This is a genomic window from Pseudomonas sp. EA_65y_Pfl1_P113 (genome assembly GCF_963970525.1).
Taxonomy (GTDB): Bacteria; Pseudomonadota; Gammaproteobacteria; order Pseudomonadales; family Pseudomonadaceae; genus Aquipseudomonas; species Aquipseudomonas tritici.
The window spans coordinates 189,673-211,919 of sequence record NZ_CAXAQM010000001.1 but is presented as its reverse complement, the minus strand read 5'-3'; the positions used below and the strand labels follow the sequence as shown (position 1 = coordinate 211,919).

At 59.6% G+C, this 22,247-nt stretch carries 19 protein-coding genes; 8 read left to right on the top strand and 11 right to left on the bottom strand.

The window, feature by feature from the left end:
- Window positions 1–131: 131 nt before the first annotated feature.
- The 7 genes from groES (at window position 132) to AACY52_RS00995 (ending at window position 6,217) form a co-directional block, all read left to right on the top strand.
- The gene (gene groES, locus AACY52_RS01025; RefSeq protein ID WP_003175874.1) at window positions 132–428 is read left to right on the top strand and encodes a co-chaperone GroES; all 297 of its coding nucleotides are present in this window, start codon (window positions 132–134) and stop codon (window positions 426–428) included.
- Between the two features lie 50 nt (window positions 429–478).
- Window positions 479–2,125, top strand: coding sequence for a chaperonin GroEL (groL, locus tag AACY52_RS01020; protein WP_339417281.1), 1,647 nt, complete (start codon window positions 479–481; stop codon window positions 2,123–2,125).
- Window positions 2,126–2,446: 321 nt separating this feature from the next.
- Window positions 2,447–3,130, top strand: a complete 684-nt coding sequence (gene colR / locus AACY52_RS01015) for a two-component system response regulator ColR (RefSeq protein WP_049711697.1) — start codon at window positions 2,447–2,449, stop codon at window positions 3,128–3,130.
- Window positions 3,120–4,394, top strand: coding sequence for a HAMP domain-containing sensor histidine kinase (locus AACY52_RS01010; protein ID WP_339417279.1), 1,275 nt, complete (start codon window positions 3,120–3,122; stop codon window positions 4,392–4,394). Before colR ends, AACY52_RS01010 begins: the two co-directional genes overlap by 11 nt.
- Before the next feature lie 194 nt (window positions 4,395–4,588).
- Window positions 4,589–5,269, top strand: coding sequence for a class I SAM-dependent methyltransferase (locus AACY52_RS01005; RefSeq protein WP_339560172.1), 681 nt, complete (start codon window positions 4,589–4,591; stop codon window positions 5,267–5,269).
- Window positions 5,270–5,273: 4 nt separating this feature from the next.
- Complete coding sequence (locus tag AACY52_RS01000; RefSeq protein ID WP_339560171.1) at window positions 5,274–5,993, top strand: lipopolysaccharide kinase InaA family protein; 720 nt, start codon at window positions 5,274–5,276, stop codon at window positions 5,991–5,993.
- A complete protein-coding gene (locus tag AACY52_RS00995; protein ID WP_339417275.1) occupies window positions 5,990–6,217 on the top strand; it encodes a hypothetical protein in 228 nt (75 codons plus the stop codon). The genes AACY52_RS01000 and AACY52_RS00995 overlap by 4 nt, the downstream gene beginning before the upstream one ends.
- A gap of 74 nt (window positions 6,218–6,291) precedes the next feature.
- On the opposite strand, the gene AACY52_RS00990 is transcribed toward AACY52_RS00995, so the two are convergent.
- The 6 genes from AACY52_RS00990 to AACY52_RS00965 form a co-directional block, all read right to left on the bottom strand.
- Window positions 6,292–7,728, bottom strand: a complete 1,437-nt coding sequence (locus tag AACY52_RS00990) for a hypothetical protein (protein ID WP_339560170.1) — start codon at window positions 7,726–7,728, stop codon at window positions 6,292–6,294.
- A 124-nt stretch (window positions 7,729–7,852) separates the two neighbouring features.
- Window positions 7,853–10,882, bottom strand: coding sequence for a multidrug efflux RND transporter permease subunit (locus tag AACY52_RS00985; protein WP_339455888.1), 3,030 nt, complete (start codon window positions 10,880–10,882; stop codon window positions 7,853–7,855).
- Window positions 10,883–10,885: 3 nt separating this feature from the next.
- The gene (locus AACY52_RS00980) at window positions 10,886–12,016 is read right to left on the bottom strand and encodes an efflux RND transporter periplasmic adaptor subunit (RefSeq protein WP_339560169.1); all 1,131 of its coding nucleotides are present in this window, start codon (window positions 12,014–12,016) and stop codon (window positions 10,886–10,888) included.
- A 116-nt stretch (window positions 12,017–12,132) separates the two neighbouring features.
- Window positions 12,133–13,230 (bottom strand): DUF1513 domain-containing protein, encoded by a 1,098-nt coding sequence (locus AACY52_RS00975; protein WP_339417333.1) that lies wholly within the window; start codon window positions 13,228–13,230, stop codon window positions 12,133–12,135.
- 2 nt (window positions 13,231–13,232) lie between these two features.
- Window positions 13,233–14,297 carry an imelysin family protein gene (locus tag AACY52_RS00970; protein ID WP_339417268.1) on the bottom strand — a complete coding sequence of 355 codons (1,065 nt, stop codon included), beginning with the start codon at window positions 14,295–14,297 and terminating at the stop codon, window positions 13,233–13,235.
- A 31-nt stretch (window positions 14,298–14,328) separates the two neighbouring features.
- Window positions 14,329–15,756, bottom strand: coding sequence for a di-heme oxidoredictase family protein (locus AACY52_RS00965; RefSeq protein ID WP_339417267.1), 1,428 nt, complete (start codon window positions 15,754–15,756; stop codon window positions 14,329–14,331).
- Between the two features lie 140 nt (window positions 15,757–15,896).
- Between AACY52_RS00965 and AACY52_RS00960 the strand changes: the two genes are divergently transcribed.
- On the top strand, window positions 15,897–16,460 hold the full coding sequence (locus tag AACY52_RS00960; RefSeq protein WP_339417265.1) for an NAD(P)H nitroreductase: 564 nt from the start codon (window positions 15,897–15,899) through the stop codon (window positions 16,458–16,460).
- Between the two features lie 219 nt (window positions 16,461–16,679).
- Here AACY52_RS00960 and AACY52_RS00955 read toward each other — a convergent pair whose 3' ends face one another.
- From AACY52_RS00955 to AACY52_RS00935, 5 genes are all read right to left on the bottom strand, one after another.
- Window positions 16,680–17,081 carry a YbaN family protein gene (locus AACY52_RS00955; RefSeq protein WP_339417263.1) on the bottom strand — a complete coding sequence of 134 codons (402 nt, stop codon included), beginning with the start codon at window positions 17,079–17,081 and terminating at the stop codon, window positions 16,680–16,682.
- A gap of 150 nt (window positions 17,082–17,231) precedes the next feature.
- Entirely contained in the window at window positions 17,232–17,840 is a 609-nt protein-coding gene (locus AACY52_RS00950; RefSeq protein WP_339436017.1) for a biliverdin-producing heme oxygenase, read from the bottom strand.
- Between the two features lie 134 nt (window positions 17,841–17,974).
- The gene (locus tag AACY52_RS00945) at window positions 17,975–20,539 is read right to left on the bottom strand and encodes a TonB-dependent receptor (RefSeq protein WP_339560168.1); all 2,565 of its coding nucleotides are present in this window, start codon (window positions 20,537–20,539) and stop codon (window positions 17,975–17,977) included.
- 115 nt (window positions 20,540–20,654) lie between these two features.
- Window positions 20,655–21,623 carry a FecR domain-containing protein gene (locus AACY52_RS00940; protein ID WP_339417258.1) on the bottom strand — a complete coding sequence of 323 codons (969 nt, stop codon included), beginning with the start codon at window positions 21,621–21,623 and terminating at the stop codon, window positions 20,655–20,657.
- Between the two features lie 74 nt (window positions 21,624–21,697).
- A complete protein-coding gene (locus tag AACY52_RS00935; RefSeq protein ID WP_339417256.1) occupies window positions 21,698–22,216 on the bottom strand; it encodes a sigma-70 family RNA polymerase sigma factor in 519 nt (172 codons plus the stop codon).
- Between the last annotated feature and the right edge of the window lie 31 nt (window positions 22,217–22,247).

The following is a 22,247-nucleotide window of genomic DNA, read 5'->3' as shown; positions in this document are numbered from 1 at the left end:
CGCAAGGTTTCTGGTGGTGACACCAGACAGACTTCTGCGTCTTGCTTGGCGAGGCGCGACCGGCACTGCCGGAATACAACCTGCCGGTACTGATACCGGCCGATGAAAAACACAATTAGGAGAGATCGACAATGAGCAAGCTTCGTCCTCTGCACGACCGCGTCGTAATCCGTCGCAGCGAAGAAGAAAAGAAAACCGCTGGCGGTATCGTTCTGCCAGGTTCGGCTGCTGAAAAAGCCAACCACGGTGTGATCGTCGCTGCAGGCCCAGGCAAAACCCTGGAAAACGGTGACGTGCGTGCGCTGGCCGTTAAAGTCGGTGACAAGGTTGTATTTGGTCCTTACTCCGGCAGCAACACTGTGAAAGTCGACGGCGAAGACCTGCTGGTTATGGCTGAGAACGAGATTCTCGCTGTTCTGGAAGACTGATTTCCCCGCTCATTTTCCCGTTACTCCAAAGTATTTAAGGAATATCGATCATGGCTGCTAAAGAAGTTAAATTCGGCGATTCCGCCCGCAAAAAAATGCTCACCGGTGTCAACATCCTGGCTGACGCAGTAAAAGCGACCTTGGGCCCTAAAGGCCGTAACGTGATCATCGAGAAGAGCTTCGGCGCTCCGACCATCACCAAGGACGGCGTTTCGGTAGCAAAAGAAATCGAACTCGAAGACCGTTTCGAAAACATGGGCGCGCAGCTGGTCAAAGACGTTGCCTCCCGTGCCAACGATGACGCAGGCGACGGCACCACCACCGCTACCGTTCTGGCTCAGGCAATTGTCAACGAAGGCTACAAAGCCGTCGCTGCCGGCATGAACCCGATGGACCTCAAGCGCGGCATCGACAAGGCGACCATCGCCATCGTTGCTGAGCTGAAAAACCTGTCCAAGCCATGCGCTGACACCAAGGCTATTGCCCAGGTAGGTACCATCTCCGCCAACTCCGACAGCTCCATCGGCGACATCATTGCCGAAGCCATGGAAAAAGTCGGCAAAGAAGGCGTGATCACCGTTGAAGAAGGCTCTGGCCTGGAAAACGAACTGTCGGTTGTAGAAGGTATGCAGTTCGACCGTGGCTACCTGTCCCCGTACTTCGTCAACAAGCCTGAAACCATGGTTGCCGAGCTGGACAGCCCGCTGATCCTGCTGGTCGACAAAAAGATTTCTAACATCCGCGAAATGCTGCCAGTACTGGAAGCCGTTGCCAAAGCCGGCCGCCCACTGCTGATCGTTTCCGAAGACGTTGAAGGCGAAGCCCTGGCGACGCTGGTAGTGAACAACATGCGTGGCATCGTTAAAGTCGCAGCCGTCAAGGCTCCAGGCTTCGGCGACCGTCGCAAGGCAATGCTGCAGGACATCGCCGTTCTGACCGGCGGTACCGTCATCTCCGAAGAGATCGGCCTGAGCCTGGAAAGCGCCACCCTGGAAAACCTGGGCAGTGCCAAGCGCGTGACCATCTCCAAAGAAAACACCATCATCGTTGACGGTGCTGGCGTTGAAGGCGACATCCAATCGCGCATCACTCAGATCCGCGCCCAGGTTGCCGAGACTTCGTCCGACTACGACCGTGAAAAACTGCAAGAACGTCTGGCCAAGCTGTCCGGCGGCGTTGCCGTGATCAAGGTTGGCGCGGGTTCCGAAGTTGAAATGAAAGAGAAGAAAGCCCGCGTTGAAGACGCCCTGCACGCAACCCGCGCAGCCGTCGAAGAAGGCGTGGTACCTGGCGGTGGCGTTGCGCTGATCCGTGCGCTGGAAGCCCTGACTAACCTGACCGGCGACAACGCTGACCAGAACGTCGGTATCGCTGTACTGCGTCGTGCTGTTGAAGCACCACTGCGCCAGATCGCTGCCAACTCCGGCGACGAGCCAAGCGTTGTGGTCAACGAAGTCAAGAACGGCAAAGGTAACTACGGTTACAACGCTGCGACTGGCGTCTACGGCGACATGATCGAAATGGGCATCCTGGACCCTACCAAGGTGACTCGTTCGGCATTGCAAGCTGCAGCCTCCATCGGTGGCCTGATCCTGACCACCGAAGCTGCCATTGCTGACAAGCCTAAGGCTGAAGGCGCTGGCGGTGGCGGTATGCCAGACATGGGCGGCATGGGTGGCATGGGCGGCATGATGTAAGCCAGCCTTACCCCCGTACTGAAAAAGCCCCGCCTGCAGTGATGCAGGCGGGGCTTTTTTATTGTTTGAATTTGAAATGCAGCCAACTGTGGGCGCTGGCGTGCTTGCGATAGTGCCCTGCGAACCGATGAGGCGTTGAATTAACCGCAAATTTTCGCCCTGGCACTGTCTCCATTGTGTGAAGCCATAGTGAAAATCTCGTTCAATATGAATGTTGGTTGAAAACCTTTATCAGCGTGCCCTCAAGGCCTATCCCTGTGCCACACTTGGCCTTAAGCTGCGCGAGCCAACACGGCCGCTACCGCGTACGGAGACACTCCCATGCGAATTTTATTGGTTGAAGACAACCGCGATATCCTCGCCAACCTGGCGGATTACCTGGGGTTAAAGGGTTATACCGTGGACTGTGCGCAGGACGGTTTGTCGGGCCTGCACCTGGCTGCCACTGAACATTACGATTTGATCGTGCTCGATATCATGCTGCCCGGCATCGATGGCTACACCCTGTGCAAGCGCCTGCGCGAAGACGCGCGCCGTGACACGCCGGTGATCATGCTCACCGCCCGCGATCAACTGGATGACCGGCTGCAAGGCTTCAAGTCTGGTGCCGACGATTACCTGCTCAAACCTTTTGCCTTGTCGGAATTGGCGGCGCGGATTGAAGCCGTGCTGCGCCGTGCACAGGGTGGCGGTCGCCGCACACTGCAGGTGGCTGACCTGAGCTACGACCTCGACACCCTGGAAGTCACTCGCGAAGGTCGTCTGCTCAAGCTCAACCCGGTCGGCCTGAAGCTGCTGGCGGTGCTGATGCAGAAGAGCCCGCACGTGCTACGCCGCGAAATTCTCGAAGAAGCCCTGTGGGGCGATGACTGCCCGGACAGCGACAGTCTGCGCAGCCACGTCCACCAATTGCGCCAAGTGATCGATAAACCGTTCGCCAAGCCATTGCTGCAAACGGTGCACGGCGTCGGTTATCGCTTGGCCGAGGGGCGTGATGGAGTTTAAGCAAAGCCTTGCCCAACGCATCATCATCGCCTTTGCGTTGATGAGTGCATTGGTGGCGGGCGCCTTCGCCATGGGCATCGTCGCCACCGTGCACCTGGTGGAAGAAAAACTGATCTCGGCGGGCCTGGGCGGTGACCTGCAGCGCCTGTTGCTGATGGACACCGTCGAGGACTGGCGCCACCGGCCCGAGCCGGACCAGCTGTTTTACTTCAGCGGTGGCCCCGGCGATTTTGAATTGCCCAAGGATCTGCGTCACCTCGAACCCGGTTTCCACGAAGTGTTCCGAGAGTCGCTGTCTTACCACGCCATGGTGGAAGTGGTCGACGGCCGGCGCTATGTGCTGCTGCAAGATCAAAGCGATTTTGAAGAGCGCGAGCGCGTGCTGTTTGCCGTGGTGCTGGTGGGTTTTGTACTCAGCCTGGCACTGGCGGTATTCCTCGGCTGGGTGCTCGCCCGCAAAGTGATGGCGCCGGTCGTACGCCTGGCCCGCCAGGTGCGTCACCGTGACCAATTGCTGGGCCTGGCACCACCGCTGGCGCCGGATTACGCGGCGGATGAAGTGGGTGAGCTGGCCGTGGCCTTCGATGCCACGCTGGGGCGGTTGCGCCAGGCGCTGTCTCGTGAGCAGTTGTTTACCAGTGACGTGAGCCACGAATTGCGCACCCCCTTGATGGTATTGGCGAGTTCTTGCGAACTGTTGCTGGAAAACCCGGCCATCGATCAGCGAGGGCGTAACCAGGTCGAGCGGATCGCCCGTGCTTGCGAAGAAATGCGTGAGCTGGTGCAGACCTTTCTCATGCTGGCCCGTGCCCAGCATGACGATGGCAGCATGTCACCGCAGGTCAGCCTGGAGCAGGTGGCCGATGATCTGCTCGGCATCTGGCGCGAGCCCATTGAGCGCAAGGGCCTGGAGCTGATCTACCAGCCGGGTAACCCGCTGGACACCCGCTACAACGCCACCTTTCTGCAAGCGGTGATGGGCAATCTGTTGCGCAATGCCTTGCACTACACCGAGCAGGGCTTTATCCGCTTGACCCTCGAGCCGAGTGGCTTTGTGGTGGAAGACTCCGGCGTGGGGATTCCCGAAGACAAGCGCGAAGCGATGTTCGAGCCTTTCGTGCGCGGCAGCGAAAAACGCGGTGACGGCCTGGGCCTTGGTTTGTCACTGGTCCAGCGTATCTGTGAGAACCAGGGCTGGAGCGTGAGGCTCAGCACCATGGAGCCGAATGGCTGCCGTTTTCATGTGCAACTGAGTCAGGTCTAAGCCTGGCTCCACCTCCTGCCGCTATCCTGCCAGAGTTTCCCGTAATTCGGCGAACATGGCCCCATGCTATTGCTTGTGTCTGTAAAGTCTTGAAATGTATGAGATCGGGCAGGACAAGTTTTTCACAACGGGTTGACCTGTTGATCACAGACTGCTGCTTAAGGTTGTAGGCATCAGCAACTGGAGATCCGTAGATGTCTACCCCGATAAAGCTCGAATTTTCGAAAAAGTACGACGACGAGCACGCCCACGACTATTTGCTCAAGCATCAGGACAATCTGGCACGCCGGCTGTCCCATAAACGCGACGAGCAATTGGCCCGTGGCGCGTTGGCGATGGCCGGTGAGCCTGGTTTGGTGCTGGACTTGCCCTGCGGTGCAGGGCGCTTCTGGCCGCTGCTGGCCGAAAAACCCAACCGTGTGATCATCGGCGCTGACAACTCTGCCTCGATGTTGACGGTGGCGACAGCTGCTCAACCCGCCGATGTGGTGAAACGGGTACGGCCCTTGCAGACATCTGCGTTTGATATCGATCTGCCGGATAACGCTGTGGATAGCATTTTTTGTATGCGCCTGTTGCACCACATTGGTGATCCGGCGCATCGGGCGGCGGTATTGCGGGAGTTTCGGCGCGTTACCCGTGACAGCGTGATCATTTCGCTGTGGGTCGATGGCAACTTCAAAGCCTGGAAACGCAAGCGTCTCGAAGGGCAGCGTCGCAAAAACGGTGAGCAGGAAGGTTACCAAAACAGATTTGTGTTACCGGCTGCTACTGTCGAAGCGGAATTCGAGGAAGCCGGCTTTCGTGTTCAGGAATCCCTGGACTTCATACCGCTCTACGCCATGTGGCGGGTGTACGTATTACGCAAGAGGTAACAGGATGGCAGTTGAGTGCGTAGCAGGCAGTCACGTAGCGCCCGAAGAGCGATTCGATTATTTCTGGCGCCAGCAGGGTGAGTGGGTCGAGGAGCCCAACCGCCGGCGCGGCGGTGAAAGTGGCGTGCAGCGCGTGATAAGTCCCAATGGACGTTTGCTCTACTGCAAGCGCCAGACCGGGCATATTTACCGCAGTTGGCTGCACCCCTTCGGCCGTCCCACCGTGCTGCGTGAACGCGATGCCATCAAAGGCCTGCGCCTGTTGGACGTACGCGTTGCGGAAATGGTCTTTTGCGAGGCACGCCGCGACCCCGAGCACCGTTGGCAGGCACTGCTGGTGACCGCAGCCCTTGATGGCTTTGACGAAATTGAAAACTGGTACGCCGCCGGTGGCCGCGAGCAATACGGCGAGCAGGTGCATGAACGCGTGCTCAAGGAATTGGCCGGCACCCTGGCGCGCATGCACAAGGGGCGTTGGCAGCATGGCTGTCTGTACATCAAGCATATTTTTGTGCGGGTGACAGGCGAAGGTGATTCGGCCAATGTCGAAGTGGCGCTGCTGGATTTCGAGAAATGCCGCCAGCGCTTGACCGCTTATCGGGCGGCCTCCCATGACATGCTGCAATTGCGCCGCCATTCGTCGTGGAACGATACCGATTGGAAAAAACTCAGCTACTTTTACGAGACGGCGTTTGGCAGCGCTATCAAGGGTTTAACCAGATGAAGCTAGAAATAGCACGAGGTTTGTTTTTGGTCGGGGCGCTGGGCGTTGCAGCCTTGGCGCTGGCGGCGTGGGAGCAACCTCGCACACAGGTGCTCAGCGCAACGCAGAGTGGCGGGCAATGCCTGTTGCCGCGCGTGGCCAAGGCGAGCACAGCGGTCAAGCCTGATCATGAGTTACTGCTCTTTATGTTCGGCATGTCTCAAGGGATGAGGCCACAGAGTTGAAACGATTCAAACCAACATTAAAAGACCTCGCAGTGCGAGGTCTTTTTTTGCAAAGTAGGTCGGTGTCTACCTGTTTAACCCGCTAACGCGTTGTAGCCGCTATTGCTAAAGTTGATAAGCGCGCTTGCCTCAGTGTCTGGGTTAGCGCCATCACTTGTGAAGCCCGTCAGATGGCCAGGACCGATGTCGTCAAACCCCTCGTCAAGCCTATAAAAGGTGGGGTTTGCGTCGAGGTAGTTTGCAACTTTAGCGATGTTGTACGCTGCGTTGGCACGCGACTCGGCATTTGTGTTGTTCTCGCTCCAGTCGCCTGTCAGTGCCTTCAGTTTCTCGAGAATCCTGGCACCACCTTGAATTTCAGCCAAGGACTCTTCCAGCCTGCCAATGATTGGATTAGCGTTGAGGATTTGATCAGCTGTGCGCTTATCACCTTCAGGCCGCCCGGAAGGGGACGGGGGGATTTTCTGAGGGCGTTTTTCATTGTCTGAGGCAAGCGGAGTGCCGTGATTGCCCAAGGCTGCGTAACCTTCCTCGCTGAATTTTTTCACGAGGTCGGCCTCAGAGCCTTTCACAATCGTGACTTCATCGAAGGGCGGTGGGAGTGGGCCCTGATGTTCACCCGTGATCTCGCCGTCACCTTGCTTGCTCGGTTTTCTAGCGGACTCCTTTACGTCGAGGCCATCGATGTAATTGAACAGACGTGCAGCATTAAAGGCTGCATCTGCACGTTTTTCCGGATCCGGATTGCTGCCGGTCCAGTCACCCAGATGCTTGAACAGCGATTCTTTCGTAATAGACGAGGGCAAGTTGTTCAAGATGGGATTGTCCTTGATGATCTGTTCTGCTGTGCGACGGTCCCCTTTTGGTCTTCCGGTGGCGCCGTTAGGGGCGTAGTCAATATTGTTTTCAGCCCTTGAGGTTTCATCGCTCTTGGTGGTGTCCGTTTGCGAGGCGTTCTGCTGGTCTTTTATCCTGGCTTTTTCGGCTTCTATGGCTGCGTTTTCCGCCTTTTGTGATTCTGCCTCTGGATCTATCAATGCCGAGTAGCCGTTTTGCAGGAAGTTCTCCATTAGTTCCGCATTACTGGCTTCAAGGGGTGGGTAACCAGGGCACTGAAGGCCATCAGTCGCCTCACTGTTGGGTCTGCTATTGGCCGTTCTGCTGTCTTTCCCGGATTCGATGTAATTGAACACTCGGGCAGCGTTGTACGCAGCCTCGGCCCTCCACTTGGGATCGGGGTTGTTCGGCGTCCAGTCACCCACCTGCTTGTAGAGTCGTTCTTTGTAACCTTTCGGGTAGTCGATCTTGTCGAAGATATCCAATGAGGGATTGGCCTGGAGAATGTCCTCAGCGCTTCGATTATCGCCGTACGGCCTGCCAGTGGCGTGGGACGGGGGGGCGGCGTTGTCTTTTTCAGTGGCCAAGACACCGCTTGTCTGGCTGGTTGATGGCGTCTGGCTTTTTACGCAAGTGTTCAGGGGGACGGCATAGTTTGATGGTTTGAGTTCCATTTCTTCTTTTTACCTGGAGGTTAGATCGTGCGCCTGTAGTGGCGGTCGATAGGACCTTGGTTCCGAAGTCTGTAAAAAGTCGAGTTAGCGGCATTCTTTAGGCGTTGCAGGGCTTAGCCGTCGTTTAGATCGTTCGATCCTGTTTGGCAAGCAACGTATAGACACAGGGCAATACAAACAGCGTAAACAAAGTGCCAATGGACATTCCTGTCGCAATCACCATTCCGATATCAAACCGGCTCACCGCGCCTGCCCCTGTCGCGAAAATCAACGGCACCATGCCGAATACCATTGCCGCGGTGGTCATCAATACCGGTCGCAAGCGAATCGCCGCCGCTTCTTCCACTGCCTGGCGTGGTGTCAGGCCCTTGTCTTTGCGCAGTTGGTTGGCAAATTCCACGATCAGGATGCCGTGTTTGCTGATCAAACCGATCAGCGTCACCAGGCCGACCTGGGTGTAGATGTTCATGCTCGACCAGCCCAGGAATAGCGGAATCAGCGCTCCGCAGATCGACAACGGCACTGTCACCAGGATCACCAGAGGATCACGAAAGCTCTCGAATTGCGCCGCCAGCACCAGGAAGATGATTGCCAAGGCGAGGCCAAACGTGACCCACAGCGCCGTGCCTTCCTGGATGAATTGCCGCGATGCGCCGCTGTAGTCGAACGCATAGCCGGGTGGGGCTTCCTCGACGGCGATCTGGCGCACGGTGTCAATGGCCTCGCCCATGCTCACGATGGGAAACCCCGAGATCAGTGCCGAGTTGAGTTGTTGGAACTGGTTCAACTGCCGAGGACGAGCGCGGTCGGTGAGGGTGATCAGGGTCGACAACGGCAGCAGTTCGCCCTGGTTATTCTTTACGTAGTAGTTGTTCAGCCAGCCGGGGTTGTCGCGGTAGGCGCGTTCTACTTGCGCGATCACTTTGTAGCTGCGTCCATCAAGGGTGAATCGGTTGATTTCCGCTTCGGCCAATAGCGTCGCCAGGGTGCCGCCGAGGTCTTGCATCGACACGCCCATCTGCGCCGCCTTGGCGCGGTCGATATCCACCACCACTTCGGGTTTGTCGAATGCCAAGTCGATATCGACGAAGGCAAACTTGCCGGATTCCATCGCGCGTTTCTTCACGCGGTTGGCCACTTCGAGCAACGAGGCATAATCGTTGGCCGTGTTGATCACAAACCCAAACGGCAATCCTTCGCCCGTGCCCGGCAGGGAGGGCAGGTTGAAGCCGAATACTTGCAGGCCCGGAATCTGCTCCAGACGGCTTTGCACCTCGGGAAGTATCTGCATCTGGGTGCGGTCGCGCTCGTTCCACGGTTTGAGCAGGAAGCCACCGATGCCCGATTGCACACCGTTGAAGCCGTTGATCTGGAACGACGAGTAGTACTCCGGGAACGCCTTGAAGATCTTGATGAATTCGTCGGTGTAGGTGTTGAGGTATTCCAGGTTGGTCGGCTGCGGTGCGCTGGCTATCATGAAAATGATGCCCTGGTCTTCGTCGGGAGCCAGTTGCGACTGGGTAAACTTGAGGAACACCGGGATCAGGCACAGTACGATCAACGCAAACACGATCACCACCGGCCGTGTGTTCAGGGTGCCATGCAGCATGCTCTGGTAGCGGCGCTTGAGGCTGTCGAAAATCCGGTCGAGGCGATGGGCCAGGCCCGAAGGGTTTTCATCATGGCGCAACAGCAGCGCGCACATCATCGGCGACAAGGTCAGGGCAACAATGCCGGAGATGATCACCGCTCCCGCCAGGGTCAGGGCGAACTCCTTGAACAGTGCGCCGGTGAGCCCTTCGAGAAAACCAATGGGCGCATACACCGCCGCCAGGGTGACGGTCATCGACACCACCGGCAGGGCAATCTCCCGCGCGCCTTCCAGTGCCGCATCCAGCGGTGTCTTGCCGTCCTCGATATGCCGGTGAATGTTTTCTACCACCACGATGGCATCGTCCACCACCAGGCCGATGGCCAACACCATGGCCAACAGGGTTAGCAGGTTGATCGAGTAGCCCATCAATTGCATGAAAAACAGCACACCGATCATCGACAACGGGATGGTGATCACCGGGATCACCACTGAACGCAGGGCGCCCAGAAACAGGAATACCACGACGATCACGATCAATATGGCTTCAAACAGGGTCTTGACCACCTCGTTGATGGACGCCTGGATAAACAGCGTGGCGTCGTAGGCAATTTCCGCCTTGAGGTTGGGTGGGAGCTGCGATTCCAACTCCGGCATGATCTTGCGCACTTCCTTGATCACATCCAGCGGGTTGGCGCTGGGCGTGGCCTTGATGCCGATGTACACCGACGGCGTTCCGCCAAACGAGCTGATGGCGTTGTAGTTCTCCGCGCCCATTTCCACCCGGGCCACGTCGCGCAACAGGACGCGGCTGTCGCCGTCGGTTTTGACGGTGATCGCACCAAAGGCGTCGGCGGACTTGAGGTCGGTGTTGGCGTTGATGCTGGTGACCACGAACTCGCCCTTCACCTCGCCGGCGGCGGACAGGAAGTTGTAGCGGCGCACGGCGTCGGTGATGTCGCTGGCGCTTAGGCCAAAGCCTGCCAGTTTCACCGGGTCGAGCCAGATGCGCATGGCGAACACCTGGTTGCCCAGAATCTCCGCCTCGGCCATGCCCGGCAGGGTGGCGAGCTTGGGCTGGATCACCCGTGACAGGTAATCGGTGATCTGCGGGTTGCTCAGTTGCTGGCTGGAGAAGCTGATGTACATCAGTGCCGAGGCGTCAGCGGCCTCTTTGCTTAACACTGGGTCTTCGGCGTCTTGCGGCAGTTTATTCTTCACCTCGTTGGCCTTGGCCAGCAATTCGGTGAACAGGCGGTCGCTGTTGGAGCCGATGCGCGCGTAGATCGAGATCACCGAAAAGTTCTGGCGACTCACCGAGGTCATGTAGTCGATGCCTTCGGCGCTGGCCAGGCTTTGCTGCAGCGGTTGGGTGATATAGCCCTGGATGGTCTCGGCGTTCGCACCGGGGTAGGCGGTGGTCACCGTGATCAGGGCGTTTTCCATACGCGGGTACTGGCGCAGCGGCAGCTTGCTGTAGGCCTGCAAACCCAGCAGCACAATCAGCAGGCTGACCACCATGGCCAGCACCGGACGACGGATAAAGGCGTCTGTGAACTTCATGGCTTAGTGCCCTGCCGGCAGGTTTTTGTCCGGGCTGATGGCGATGGGCGTGCCGTTGTCCAGTTTTAACTGGCCGGCGCTGACCACCTGCTCACCGGCTTTCAGGCCTTTGCTCACCAGCACCAGGCCGCCGCGCCGCTCACCGGTCTCGACGAACCGCCGTTCGGCGATCAGCAGCGGCTTGCCATTGGTGTCTTTTTCGACCTCACCACGCTCGGTTTTTTTCTCGGCCACGGCGTACACCGAGTTGCCGTAGAGGGTGTAGGTGATCGCGCCTTCCGGTACCACGATTTGCAGGGCGGGATTGGGCAGCATCACGTCCAGGCGGGTGAACATGCCGGGCAGCAGCTTGCCGTCAGGATTGGCCAAGGTGGCGCGCACCAACACGTTGCGCGTGCTGTTCTCGACCTTGGGGTTGATTGCACTGACCTTGCCGGAGAATTGCTGGCCCGGGTAAGCCGACACTTGCACCTGCACGGCTTGCCCGAGGGCGACCTTGGGCACGGCATGTTCGGGGATATAGAAGTCGACGTAGAGGCTGCTGATGTCTTGCAAGGTAGCGATCACCGTGCCACTGGCCAGGTAGTCACCCACATCCACCTGGCGAATGCCGATGGTGCCGCTGAAGGGCGCGACAATGTGTTTTTTCGCCAGCGAAGCCTTGAATTGATTGACTGTGGCCTTGTTCTTTTGCCGTTGCGCGAAGAGGCGGTCGAACTCGCCTTTGGAGATGGCCTGGCTGCCCACCAGTTGGCTGCCGCGACCGTAATCCAGCTGGGCCAGCCCGAGGTCCGCCTGGGCGGTTTCCAGCAGGGCCCTTTCCACTGCGCTGTCGAGTTGCACCAGCGGTTGTCCGGCCTTGACCTTCTGCCCGGACTCGAAGTGCACGTCCTTGACCGTGCCAGCCACCTCCAGGCTCAGGTTCACACCTTGTAAGGCTTTGAGTGAGCCGACGGATGGAAGGCGCTGTTGCCAGGATTGTTCGACCACCGTCGCGACCGCCACGCTGACCGCCGGTTTTGGCTTGGAAAAGACCTGGATCTGCTGGTAGATGGAAAAGGCTTTGTAGCCCCCCAGCAGCAGGACGATTAACAGGACAATACCCAACATGATCAGCATGCGACGGCGCAGCATATTCCGATTCCCTGGAAAACATTGGCAGGCGATTTTTTGTAGAAGTGTAGTGGGTATTCCAGACGGTGTTTATCACCGGGAACAGGGCCAGGACTGGCCCTGTTCAGAGGGGCGCGTCAGATCAGATGCAGATGGTTATCCCAGAGCCCTGCCGGCAATTCCAACGGTTTTGCTGCCAACTGTTTCTGACGGCAATCGTAGAACCGGCAACGGCCTTGGCCCGAGGTCACGACAAAACCATCCTCGACGGCACCGACACCGGCACAGTCGGGTAATGGTCCATCCAGGCGCAGTTCGCCACTGTCCATGTCCCAGATAAAGAAGCGGTTGCCCCGTGGGGCGGTCAACGCCACCAAGCGCAATTCGCTGTGCACCGCGACGCTGGCGGTGTAGTGCCCCATCGACTGCAACTGCTCATCGGCCACCGGGAACGCGACGAAAGGCTGGCCCGGTCGCTTGATCGCCAACAATTCGGAACGCTCCTGGGACGGCCCCATGAACTGCTGCCCGGTAAGGATGGTGCCATCGCTGGCGATCCCCATATGGCGCACGCTGTTCATCTGCTGGCCGAGGGTTTCCTTACTGATCAGCGTACCGTCGCGGTGCATCAGCACGAGACTCGGTTCCATGGCGTTGAGGTTCATCTCCACGCGGCTTTCGGCTTCGGTGCGAATGCCGCCGTTGGCCACCACCAGGGTTTCGCCGTCGGGCATCCACGACACCTGATGTGGGCCGATCCCATGGGTGGAAATCTCGCCACTGTGCACCAGCCGCTCGCCTTCGAACCTGTACACACCGAGCAGGCCACGGCCGGGGTCGGACGTGTCGTTTTCGGTGGCGTACAGCCAGTCGCCGCTTTTGTGAATGACCGCATGGCCATAGAAGTGGCGATTGGCATGGGAGGTGATGGTTTGCAGCAGCGCACCACTGCGCAGGTCGATCAGATAACTCTCAGTGCCTGGGCGACGGGCAACAAACAGCGCAATGGGCAGCGTCGGGTGGTTGATGATGTCGTGACAGCGCTGGCCGACCTGGGTGGCAAACACTTGCTTGCCGTCCAGGCGATAGCCCACAGCGTAGTGCTTGCCGTCCGCATCATCGCGCGCCGAGAGCAGCAGCGGGCTTTTGTCTTTGCTTTTGAACAGCGTCCAGCCACCCAAGGTGAGCGCACTGAGCAGCATGCTGCCAACCGCCAAAGCCTGTCGCCTGAGCATCATCAGTCACCGTCGTTGGCATTGAAGCCCAGTTGGATGCCCAGCGCTTTGGCCAGCTCGCCTTCGTGCAGGCGGTGGACAACGTTGAGGCTGTCATAAATGTCGTTGAGCTGCTGGCGTCCGGCGTCGTCGGCCAGCAGTTCGTTGAAGGTACGCTGGTTGCTGTCGAACAGCTTCAGCGACGCGGCATAGGCGGCATCGATCTTGTCGGCCAACGGCTTCTGCTCGGCAGGCAACAGGCCGCGTAGGCCTTTGTTGTCGACGCCGACCCACACAGTCTGGGCCGCCGCGAGGCTGGCCTCGAGGCTTTGCAGGGACGACTGGCTGCGCCACGCATCGGCCTGGAATGGCTGCGGGATACCCTTGGTCTGGCGGCCCATCGGCGTGCCGAGTTTTTTCTTCAGGGTGTCCAGTGCGGTCACCTGGACGCGCAGCAGGTCAGCGATGGCCTCGTGGGAGTCCGCGTAGCGCTGGTTAGGAAACTTGGTCATCTGCGCAAGCATGCCGTCGGTGCTGTTCCAGCTGGCCAGGATTTCTTCGGCCAGGGCCTTCTGACGGTCGCCGATAGCCACCAGCAGCGGGCAGTAACGGGCTTTCTGAGCGTCGTCGGCGATGTCGGTCTTGGCGTCGTAGAGGATGTATTCGTAGGCCGACAGGCCTTGCACGACCACGCTGGACTTGGCCAGGGCCGCGACGTCGATCTGTGGCTGGCTGGCGACCAGTTGTTCGACTTGGCGGCCGACCAGGTTCTTCTTGTCCGGCCAGAACTGCACCTGCCAAGCACGGTTGCCCTCGGCCATCGGGCCGATCAGCAGCGGTTGCAACTCGGCCCAGGCCTTTTGCGCATGCAGGAAGTCGGCGCGGGCGGTGTCCAGGCTTTCCTTGCCTTGGCAGTAAGCCAGCGCGCTGACGGCCAGTTGGCGGTCTGCTTCAACCCAACGGCTGTACGTCGGCAAAATCACTTGCTTGGCGATAGCCGCCGAGGTCACTGCTTGCGGGTCTTGCGGTGAGCAAGCGCCGAGGGCGAGTGCGGCAAGGCTGGTGAACAACAACTTGGGACGGAACATGTCGAGCTCCCTTCTGTAATTGGGGCAAAGCTTATAGAGAATTCAGGAACGCCAGCAACGCAGCGCGCTGCTCGGCATTGAAAGACAACACATGCTGCTGCGCCGCTTGTGCTTCGCCGCCGTGCCACAGCACGGCTTCGAGCAGGTTGCGCGCGCGGCCGTCATGCAAGAACTGGGTGTGGCCACTCACGGTCTCCGTCAGGCCAATGCCCCACAACGGCGGCGTGCGCCAGTCGCGGCCACCGGCCTTGAATTCGCTACGGTTGTCGGTCAATCCGTCGCCCATATCGTGCAACAGCAGGTCGCTGTAAGGGCGGATCACTTGGCTGGCCAGCTCAGGTTCGGCGGCATTGGCAGCCGTGGTGAACGCGGGTGTGTGACAACCCTGGCAGCCGGCTTGATAGAACAGGTTTTTACCGGCCAGCACTTGCGGCGAGTTGACGTCGCGGCGCACTGGCACCGCCAGGTTGCGGGTGTAAAACAGCACCAGGCGCAGAATGTTGTCGCTGACTTCAGGCTCGCCGTCGGGGCCATTGCCGTTGGGCGCCTGCTTGCAGGCGACTTGAGCCTCGGTGCAGTCATCGAACGGTCTCAGGGACGTGGTGAGGCCCATATCACCAGAAAACGCGTGAATATTTTGTTGATTGAGGTTGGGTTGCCCGGCTTTCCAGCCGAAACGCCCCAGCACGGTTTTTTGCTGGGCGTCGTCCCAGACCCAATTGGCGCGGCCGACGATGGCTTCTTTGTCGGCGGTCTTGGGGTCAGTGTTGCGCAGGATATCGGCGTCGCTGATGGCTTCCAGCAGGCCCAGGCCGATCATCGGCGGGGCGATGCGCGCGGAGAAGCGTGTATCCGGATGCATCGGGCCGTAGCCAAGCTGGGTGAATTGCAGGGCCGGCTTGCGCAGTTCGACTACCGTGCCGTCCTTGAAGGTAACGTTGACCGGCGTGTAGTCGACCCGCACCTTGCCTTCGGGCGCAACGCCGGGCACGGCCATGTCTTGCAGTTGCCCGCCGTAGACCGGTTCGGGCACTACGCCGATCTGTTCGATCAGCTTGGCATACGCAGGGCTACTTGGAATGGACAGGCGCACCAGCATCGACACCGCATTCGGTGCGTCGGGCAACGGTGGGTGCCCACGGCCGTCTTTTATATGGCAGTTCTGGCAGGCATTCGTATTGAACAACGGGCCCAGGCCATCACGCGCCGTGGTGGTGGACGGCGCGATCACCCATGGGCTGCGAAAGAAGCTGTTGCCCACGCTGAAATCCAGGCGCCGTGTGGCTGACAAGTTGGCCGAAGGCAGGGAAAACGCGTTCTGGTCGCGCTTGTTCACCGTCGCTGCGCCGCCCGCCCGTGATTCACCGGGCTCGGCCTTGGTGAACCTGGGTGCGTCATCGCAGGCCGTCAGGCTCAAGGACAGCAGTACTGCGGACAGGCGAAAAAACGGACGGAACATCGAAAGCCCTAAGCGAATGCGCAAATTATGGGCGCAAAGTCTAACAGGGCAGGGCGCAATGAATAAGAGCAATTATCGTTTAGTGGCATCCCGATTCATTCCCGCTAGAATGACCGCACATTTTTCTCTGGAGGTGGCCAATGCAGGCTCTCGACGCTTTGCTCAACCGTGTTTCCGTGCCGCGCTTGCTGGAACCGGCCCCGACCCAGGAGCAGCGCGACGTGCTGTTCGCCGCCGCCATGCGGGCGCCCGACCACGGGCAGTTGCGCCCTTGGCGTTTCCTGACGGTGGAAGGCGCCGCCCGCGAGCAAATGGGCACGTTGCTGGCTGAGGCGGCGCGCCTGCAAGACGCTGAAGCGCCGCAAGCCGCCATCGACAAAGCCCAGAATGGCCCGCTGCGTGCGCCGTTGGTGGTGGTGGTGATTGCCCACTTGCAGGAACATTTCAAGGTGCCGAAGTCCGAGCAACTGCTGGCTGCGGCCTGCGCTGCCCATGGGATCCTGTTGGCGGCCTACGCCCAGGGAATTGGTGCGGTGTGGCGCACTGGCGAATTGTCCTACTCGGCGCACGTTGCTAAAGGCCTGGGGCTGACGGCGGATGAGGAAGTGATTGGTTTCCTGTATCTGGGTACGCCGCAAAATCCGCCGCGTACTGCGCCGAAAGAGGATGTGGCGGCGTTTGTTCAAGCCTGGCCCGGTCGTTAAGTCGCTGCGAATCTGCTTTATGTGGGAGCTGGCTTGCCTGCGATGGCGGTGGGTCAGTCAATGATGTGTTGCTGATGCACCGCCATCGCAGGCAAGCCCGCTCCCACAGAGGGCGTCTTTGAATTTGGCTCGAATGCAGGGGCGCCACTCAGCGCTATGTTCGAAACATCGGCGTCATAAATCAATTCATGCGCGGTAGGTGAATGCCTACAGGCAGCGTTATGTGGGGGGGGTAAGCCGTTCCGGGCGTGACCAGATCCACAGGTTGCCCAGGCTCATGCCGGCAATCGCCAGGTAGATCGGCCAGCCGTGGTCGAGTATCGCCAGCATCAGAATCGCGCAGAGCAGCATGCTCACGGTGGCGCTGACCTTGGCCCGCCGCGTGATGATCTTGCCGTTGCGCCAGTTGGACAGGATCGGCCCGAACAGCCGGTGGTTTTCCAGCCAGGCGCTAAGGCGCGGTGAACTTTTGGTGGCGGCCCAGGCGGCCAACAGGATGAACTCGGTGGTGGGCAAACCCGGGATGACGATCGCCACCAATCCGATGCCCAGGCTGACGTAGGCCAGCAGGCCAAAGAGGATCTGCGCGATTTTCGAGGTGGATTGGGGTTTGCGGGTCATGGATTCGTGCAAGTGAGGGCAGCAAAAAAATCAGATTTGAACTGGGCCAAAATGTGGGAGCGGGCTTGCTCGCGAAAGCAGAGTGACAGTCACCTGATACGTGGCTGATACACCGTATTCGCGAGTAAGCCCGCTCCCTCAATCCAGGAATCAGGCCAGTTCAGGGGCGCTAGCGTACGCCTGTTCCAGCAAGATGGTGAAGCGTACAAACGCGTCGACCGCGCCTTTTTCCACTGCGGCTTCCTCTTCGGCGCTGAACTCCAAGGCGTCGAGGGTGCGGGTGAAGCGCTTCCAGCCTTCGGCACGACCGCCGGCCGGTTCACCCAAGTGGCGGGCACCGAAGGTTTCGCTCAGGCCCAGGCCCACGGCGCGCTTGATCAGGAACGCAGCGCCCAGCTTGGAGCCCTCGGAAACGAACAGCCAGCCGAGGGCTTCGGCCTTGCTCGGGTTCTTCACGGCGCCAGCCACCGGCGCAGGCACTTCGGTGTCCAGGTCGGCCAGGTCCTGCTTGGCGGCGTCGGCACGGCAGCGCTCCGCCAGGTCCGGCACGATCTTGATCAGTTCGGCATCGTTGTAAAGGGCCACCAATTCCGACTGGAACAGATACTGCGCCACCACGAAACGCGCGAAGTTGGCCTGGGTCTCGAACGGCGCGTGGGCTTTGACCAATGCGTCGAGCTTGGTGTGCGGCTCGTTCGTGATCTGGTTCAGGCGCTGGGAGCGCAGGCTTGGACGTTCTGCGGTAGGAGAAGCGGTCATGAATAAGTCCTTGAGAAGGGGAGCGCCTTATTGCTCTTAAAGAGAGCGGTTATCAACTAGACGAACAAGAAGACGCGGCACAGTAAAAAATCCTCACCCCGGCGATGAAATTTCGACGAGGTGAGTGGTGCGGGTCAGATGTCCCAGACCACGTTGATCGCAACGTTGCGACCCGGCTGGGTCAGGCGGTCGAGGTTGGCGGGCGAGGTCACACCGGCCTCGCCGACGCCGTCGTAGCTGCGCACGTCATCCCAGTTCCAGTACTTCTTGTCGGTCAGGTTGTAAAGACCACCGTTGAGGGTCACGTCGTGGGTGACCTTATAGAAGGCGGTCAGGTCGACAATGCCGAAGCCTGGGGTCTTGAAGGGGCCAGTGGTGCTGCCGTCAGGCGCATGGAAGGTGGTGCTGTCGACGCGATTCTGTTTTTTCACCAGGGTCCAGCTCAGCAGGCCACCGTAGTTGTCCTGGTCGTAGCCTAGGCCGAATACGCCCTTGAGCGGGTTGACGCTGTTGAGCGCCTCGCCATTATCGTCGTTGCGGCCATAGGTGTAGCCCACCGAACCCTGGGTGTACATGCCTTGCGGTGCGCCAAACGCGTCAAGGTTCAGGCGCCCTTTGGCTTCGATCCCCTTGATGGTGGCGTGCTTGATGTTGTTGGCTTCGAATTGCTGTGAGGTGCTGCCGGCGACGGAGGCGTCCTCGTCGATAAAATCGCGGTATTTGTTGTAGAACACGGCGATATCAAACGAACCGGAATCGAAGTTGCCACGAATCCCGGTTTCCACGCCCTTGCTGCTTTCCGGCTTGAGGTCCGGGTTGGGCTCGACGGTGTAGCCCTGCTGCAGGTTTTCGAAGCGGCCGTACAAGGCTTTGGCAGACGGTGTGCGGAAGCCTTCAGCGTATTGACCAAACCAGGTGTAGTGATCGGTCAGCGCGTAGGTCAGGCCGAATTTGGGCGTCACACGGTGCCAGGTTTTTTCCTTGTCACTGTGGGCGTAGATCCGCGTCGGGTCGACGGTGTTGAGGAACGCTTCAGTTAACTTGGGCTTGAGTTGGGTGTAGTCATAGCGCACCGCGGGCAGGAAGGTCCACTTGTCCCAAGTGATCTGGTCCTGCGCGAACAGCGAGTAAGTGTTGGTAGTCGGGTCCGGGAAGTCGCTGGCTTTTTTCACGCTGTCGCTGGCCATCGGGCTGGGTGCGCCGATGGCCGTGCAACCGCTGCCGACCGCCAGGCAGGTGGCGGCGCCTTCGCGGGAGCCGGTGACTTTCTGTTGTTTGAGGGTGGTGCCATAGGTGAGTTGGTGATCGGTTTCACCCAGGCTGAAGGTCTTATCCAGCTGTGCGTCGAACACCCACTGTTTTTCTTCATAAAGGGTTTCGCGGGTGCGCAATACACGCCGTGATGGCTGGTAGATCTCGGCGGTGGTCTGGTCGGTCTTGGCGATCTGGTAGTTGAGGCTGGTCTTGATGTGATCGGCAATCGGCGATTCGAGGGCGAAGCGGTTTTCGATACCGAAACGTTCACGGGTGATGGTGTCGTTGCCCGACCGCGCCCGGTAGAAGTTGAAGCCGCGCCCGCCTGTGAACGGGCCGCCCACGGCATTCTTGAGGTTGACGTCGCGATCGTCCTTGAACTTCTCGTAAGTCAGGTCCAGTCGGTTGTCATCGCCATAATTCCAACCCAGCTTGGCCAGCACGTTAGTGGTGCGCGCATCCTCGGGGTTGGCACCGGTACGCGCCAGGCCCGTGGCGTTGTTGCCGTCGTAGGATTCCATTTCGTGACCATTACGCTGGCTCAGGTGCAGCAAGCCGTCGAAGTCCTGTACGCGCCCGGCGACGGTGGCGGAGGTCAACCAGCTCTCGTCGGCGGAGCTGTAGCCGGTCTTCAGGCGGGCGCCGACGTCCTGGCCGGGCTTGATGATGTCATCCGGGTCGAGGGTGAAATAGCTGACGGCGCCACCAATGGCGCTGCTGCCATACAGGGCCGAGGCCGGGCCGCGCAGGATTTCCACGCGCTTGACGATTTCCGGGTCCACGTAATTGCGGCGGGTCTTGGCGTAAGGGCCGTTGAAGAAATTGTCCGGCACTTCCACGCCATCCACCTGTGTGAGGATGCGGTCGCCGTCAATGCCACGAATGTTGTAGCCCGAGTTGCTCGCCCGGCCGCCGGCGCCGCCCACTGAGACGTTGGGCTCGTAACGCACCAGCTCGCGAAGGGTGTTCACGTTCTGGCGGTCCAGCTCCTCACGTTCATACACGCTGACGCTGCTCGGCACGCTATTTACATCCTGCTCGTTACGGGTGGCGCTGATAGTCACCTGCTGCAGGTTGAGGGTGCTCCCCGCTGCGCGCTTTTCCAGGACGATGTTGTTGTTGCCCAGTTTGCGGTAGCTCAAGTTGGTCCCCACCAACAGCCGATCCAGGGCTTTTTCCGGCGACAACGGGCCGCGTGCGCCAGGGGACGATACGCCCTGGCCGAGTTCCGCTGGCAGGCCGACTTGCCAACCGGTTACGGCGGTAAAGGCGTTGAGTGCCGAGACCAGCGGCTGCTGCTCGATGCTGAAGGTGTAGTTGCCATGGCTGCGCGGCGCAGGTTCGGCAGCAGCGGCCGTCATCACTGGCGCAGCGGCCAGTAGGATAGCCGCTGTCAGCAAGGACAGGACGGGCGAGGAGGACCGGCGGTTGAAACAAGAGGACATCGAGAGCGCTCCGGGATACGAATCTTATAGTTGCGAACTGAGACAAATAGGAATCAGTTGCATTGGCTAAGACGAGACGTACCACCGACAGCTATCGAGTAAAAATAATTCTCATTTAGTTCAAGATCACCAGCGCCGGGTATTCCGACAGCTTGGCCGAGGTGATGTGAGCCAGTGAACGCACGACGTCCAGGGGCTGGTCGAGGCGGTAATTGCCGGTGACGGCGACGCTGGCGAGCCGGTCGTTGGTGTTGACGATCCAGCCGGGGTAATAGCGGCGCAGTTCGGCGAGCACTTCGCTCATCGGACAGTTTTCGAAGATCAGCCGGCCTTGTACCCAGGCCAGGTCTTTGTTGGCGTCCAGCTTGGCAGGCTGGCCGAAGCCGTTGGGCCCGATGCGGATACTTTCACCGGCGCTCAGGCGCACGCGGGCATCGTCGAAGGTATTGCTCAGGTCGACATCGCCGCGCTGCACTTGCACTTGGGCTTCACCGTTGAGGTAGCGCACGGCGAAAGTGGTGTCGCGTACGCTGGCACGTACGGGGCCGGCGTCGATTTCCAGGGGCAGGCCATGACTGGGCACGACGTCGAAAAACGCCTCGCCCTGATACAGGCGGGCGATGCGCTGGTGGCCCTTGATGCTGCTGGAAAACGCCGAGTTGGTGTTGAGCAACACCTTCGAACCGTCGTCCAATTGCAGGCGCTGGCGTTCGCCCACCACGGTGAGGTGGTCAGCTTGCAGACGTACCGGCAGGTCGCTGAAGCTGAACAGGCCGATCAACAGCACGGCGGCGGTGGCCAACGGTTTCCAATGCGGTTTGACCCGGCGCCAGGCGCTGGGCTTGCGTGGCACGGCCAGGGCAACGGCGGCGCTGTGTACCGGCGCGCCACCCCAGGCTGCCTGGGCCTTACCGAAGGCGCGGACGTGAGCCGGGTCACGCGTCAGCCAGGCTTCAAATTCGGCCTGCTGCCCGGGCTGCGGGCACTGCAAGGCGATCAGCCAGTCGAGGGCTTGGTCCATAGCCGTGTCTTGCAACACCTCATGAGCCAGCTCATGTGGCCGCAGTTTATTCGGGTCCGTCACGGTGTTCCTCGGGTCTTCGCCACGTTCTATTCAACTTTCGTACAGCCTGTGCCGACGCTTCTGTCGGGTGAAGCTTAAGGCCGATCCAGCCGTTCAGCCACACCTACACAGATGGCCATGATCAATTTCAGTTCCTTTTGCACGGTGCTCAAGGACACGTGCAACTGATCAGCAATCTGCTGGTAGCTGCAACCATGCAGGCGGCTGAGGATGAAAATCTGCTGCTGACGGGCGCTCAACTGGCCCAGGCTGACGCTCAGGGCCTCAAGCATTTGCTCGGCCTGGGTGGCGTCCTCGGGTGTACTGATAGGGGCGGCGACGCTTTGCAGAACGTCCAGCGGGACATCTTCCTGCAACGTGCGTGCCTGGATCCGACGCGCGCGCAGGTGATCCAGCGCCAGGTTGCGCGCCGTCTGATAGACAAAAGGTTCAAGGTGATCGATCGGCCGCTCGCTCAGGGCCCGGGTGACGCGCAGGTAGGTTTCCTGCAACAGGTCCTCGGCGGTGCTGTGGTTATTCACCATCCGCTGCAAGGTGCGAAGCAGAATCACCCGTTGGGTGAGAAAGACTTGGTTGAAGCGAGATTGGCTCACAGTGATACCAGACCGATATTCAGTTAATGAT

What these genes read in the sequence shown, in the direction of transcription:
- groES (WP_003175874.1), top strand. Translation starts at nt 132, where the DNA reads ATGAGCAAGCTTCGTCCTCTGCACGACCGCGTCGTAATCCGTCGCAGC.
- groL (WP_339417281.1), top strand. Translation starts at nt 479, where the DNA reads ATGGCTGCTAAAGAAGTTAAATTCGGCGATTCCGCCCGCAAAAAAATG.
- colR (WP_049711697.1), top strand. Translation starts at nt 2,447, where the DNA reads ATGCGAATTTTATTGGTTGAAGACAACCGCGATATCCTCGCCAACCTG.
- AACY52_RS01010 (WP_339417279.1), top strand. Translation starts at nt 3,120, where the DNA reads ATGGAGTTTAAGCAAAGCCTTGCCCAACGCATCATCATCGCCTTTGCG.
- AACY52_RS01005 (WP_339560172.1), top strand. Translation starts at nt 4,589, where the DNA reads ATGTCTACCCCGATAAAGCTCGAATTTTCGAAAAAGTACGACGACGAG.
- AACY52_RS01000 (WP_339560171.1), top strand. Translation starts at nt 5,274, where the DNA reads ATGGCAGTTGAGTGCGTAGCAGGCAGTCACGTAGCGCCCGAAGAGCGA.
- AACY52_RS00995 (WP_339417275.1), top strand. Translation starts at nt 5,990, where the DNA reads ATGAAGCTAGAAATAGCACGAGGTTTGTTTTTGGTCGGGGCGCTGGGC.
- AACY52_RS00990 (WP_339560170.1), bottom strand. Translation starts at nt 7,728, where the DNA reads ATGGAACTCAAACCATCAAACTATGCCGTCCCCCTGAACACTTGCGTA.
- AACY52_RS00985 (WP_339455888.1), bottom strand. Translation starts at nt 10,882, where the DNA reads ATGAAGTTCACAGACGCCTTTATCCGTCGTCCGGTGCTGGCCATGGTG.
- AACY52_RS00980 (WP_339560169.1), bottom strand. Translation starts at nt 12,016, where the DNA reads ATGCTGCGCCGTCGCATGCTGATCATGTTGGGTATTGTCCTGTTAATC.
- AACY52_RS00975 (WP_339417333.1), bottom strand. Translation starts at nt 13,230, where the DNA reads ATGCTCAGGCGACAGGCTTTGGCGGTTGGCAGCATGCTGCTCAGTGCG.
- AACY52_RS00970 (WP_339417268.1), bottom strand. Translation starts at nt 14,297, where the DNA reads ATGTTCCGTCCCAAGTTGTTGTTCACCAGCCTTGCCGCACTCGCCCTC.
- AACY52_RS00965 (WP_339417267.1), bottom strand. Translation starts at nt 15,756, where the DNA reads ATGTTCCGTCCGTTTTTTCGCCTGTCCGCAGTACTGCTGTCCTTGAGC.
- AACY52_RS00960 (WP_339417265.1), top strand. Translation starts at nt 15,897, where the DNA reads ATGCAGGCTCTCGACGCTTTGCTCAACCGTGTTTCCGTGCCGCGCTTG.
- AACY52_RS00955 (WP_339417263.1), bottom strand. Translation starts at nt 17,081, where the DNA reads ATGACCCGCAAACCCCAATCCACCTCGAAAATCGCGCAGATCCTCTTT.
- AACY52_RS00950 (WP_339436017.1), bottom strand. Translation starts at nt 17,840, where the DNA reads ATGACCGCTTCTCCTACCGCAGAACGTCCAAGCCTGCGCTCCCAGCGC.
- AACY52_RS00945 (WP_339560168.1), bottom strand. Translation starts at nt 20,539, where the DNA reads ATGTCCTCTTGTTTCAACCGCCGGTCCTCCTCGCCCGTCCTGTCCTTG.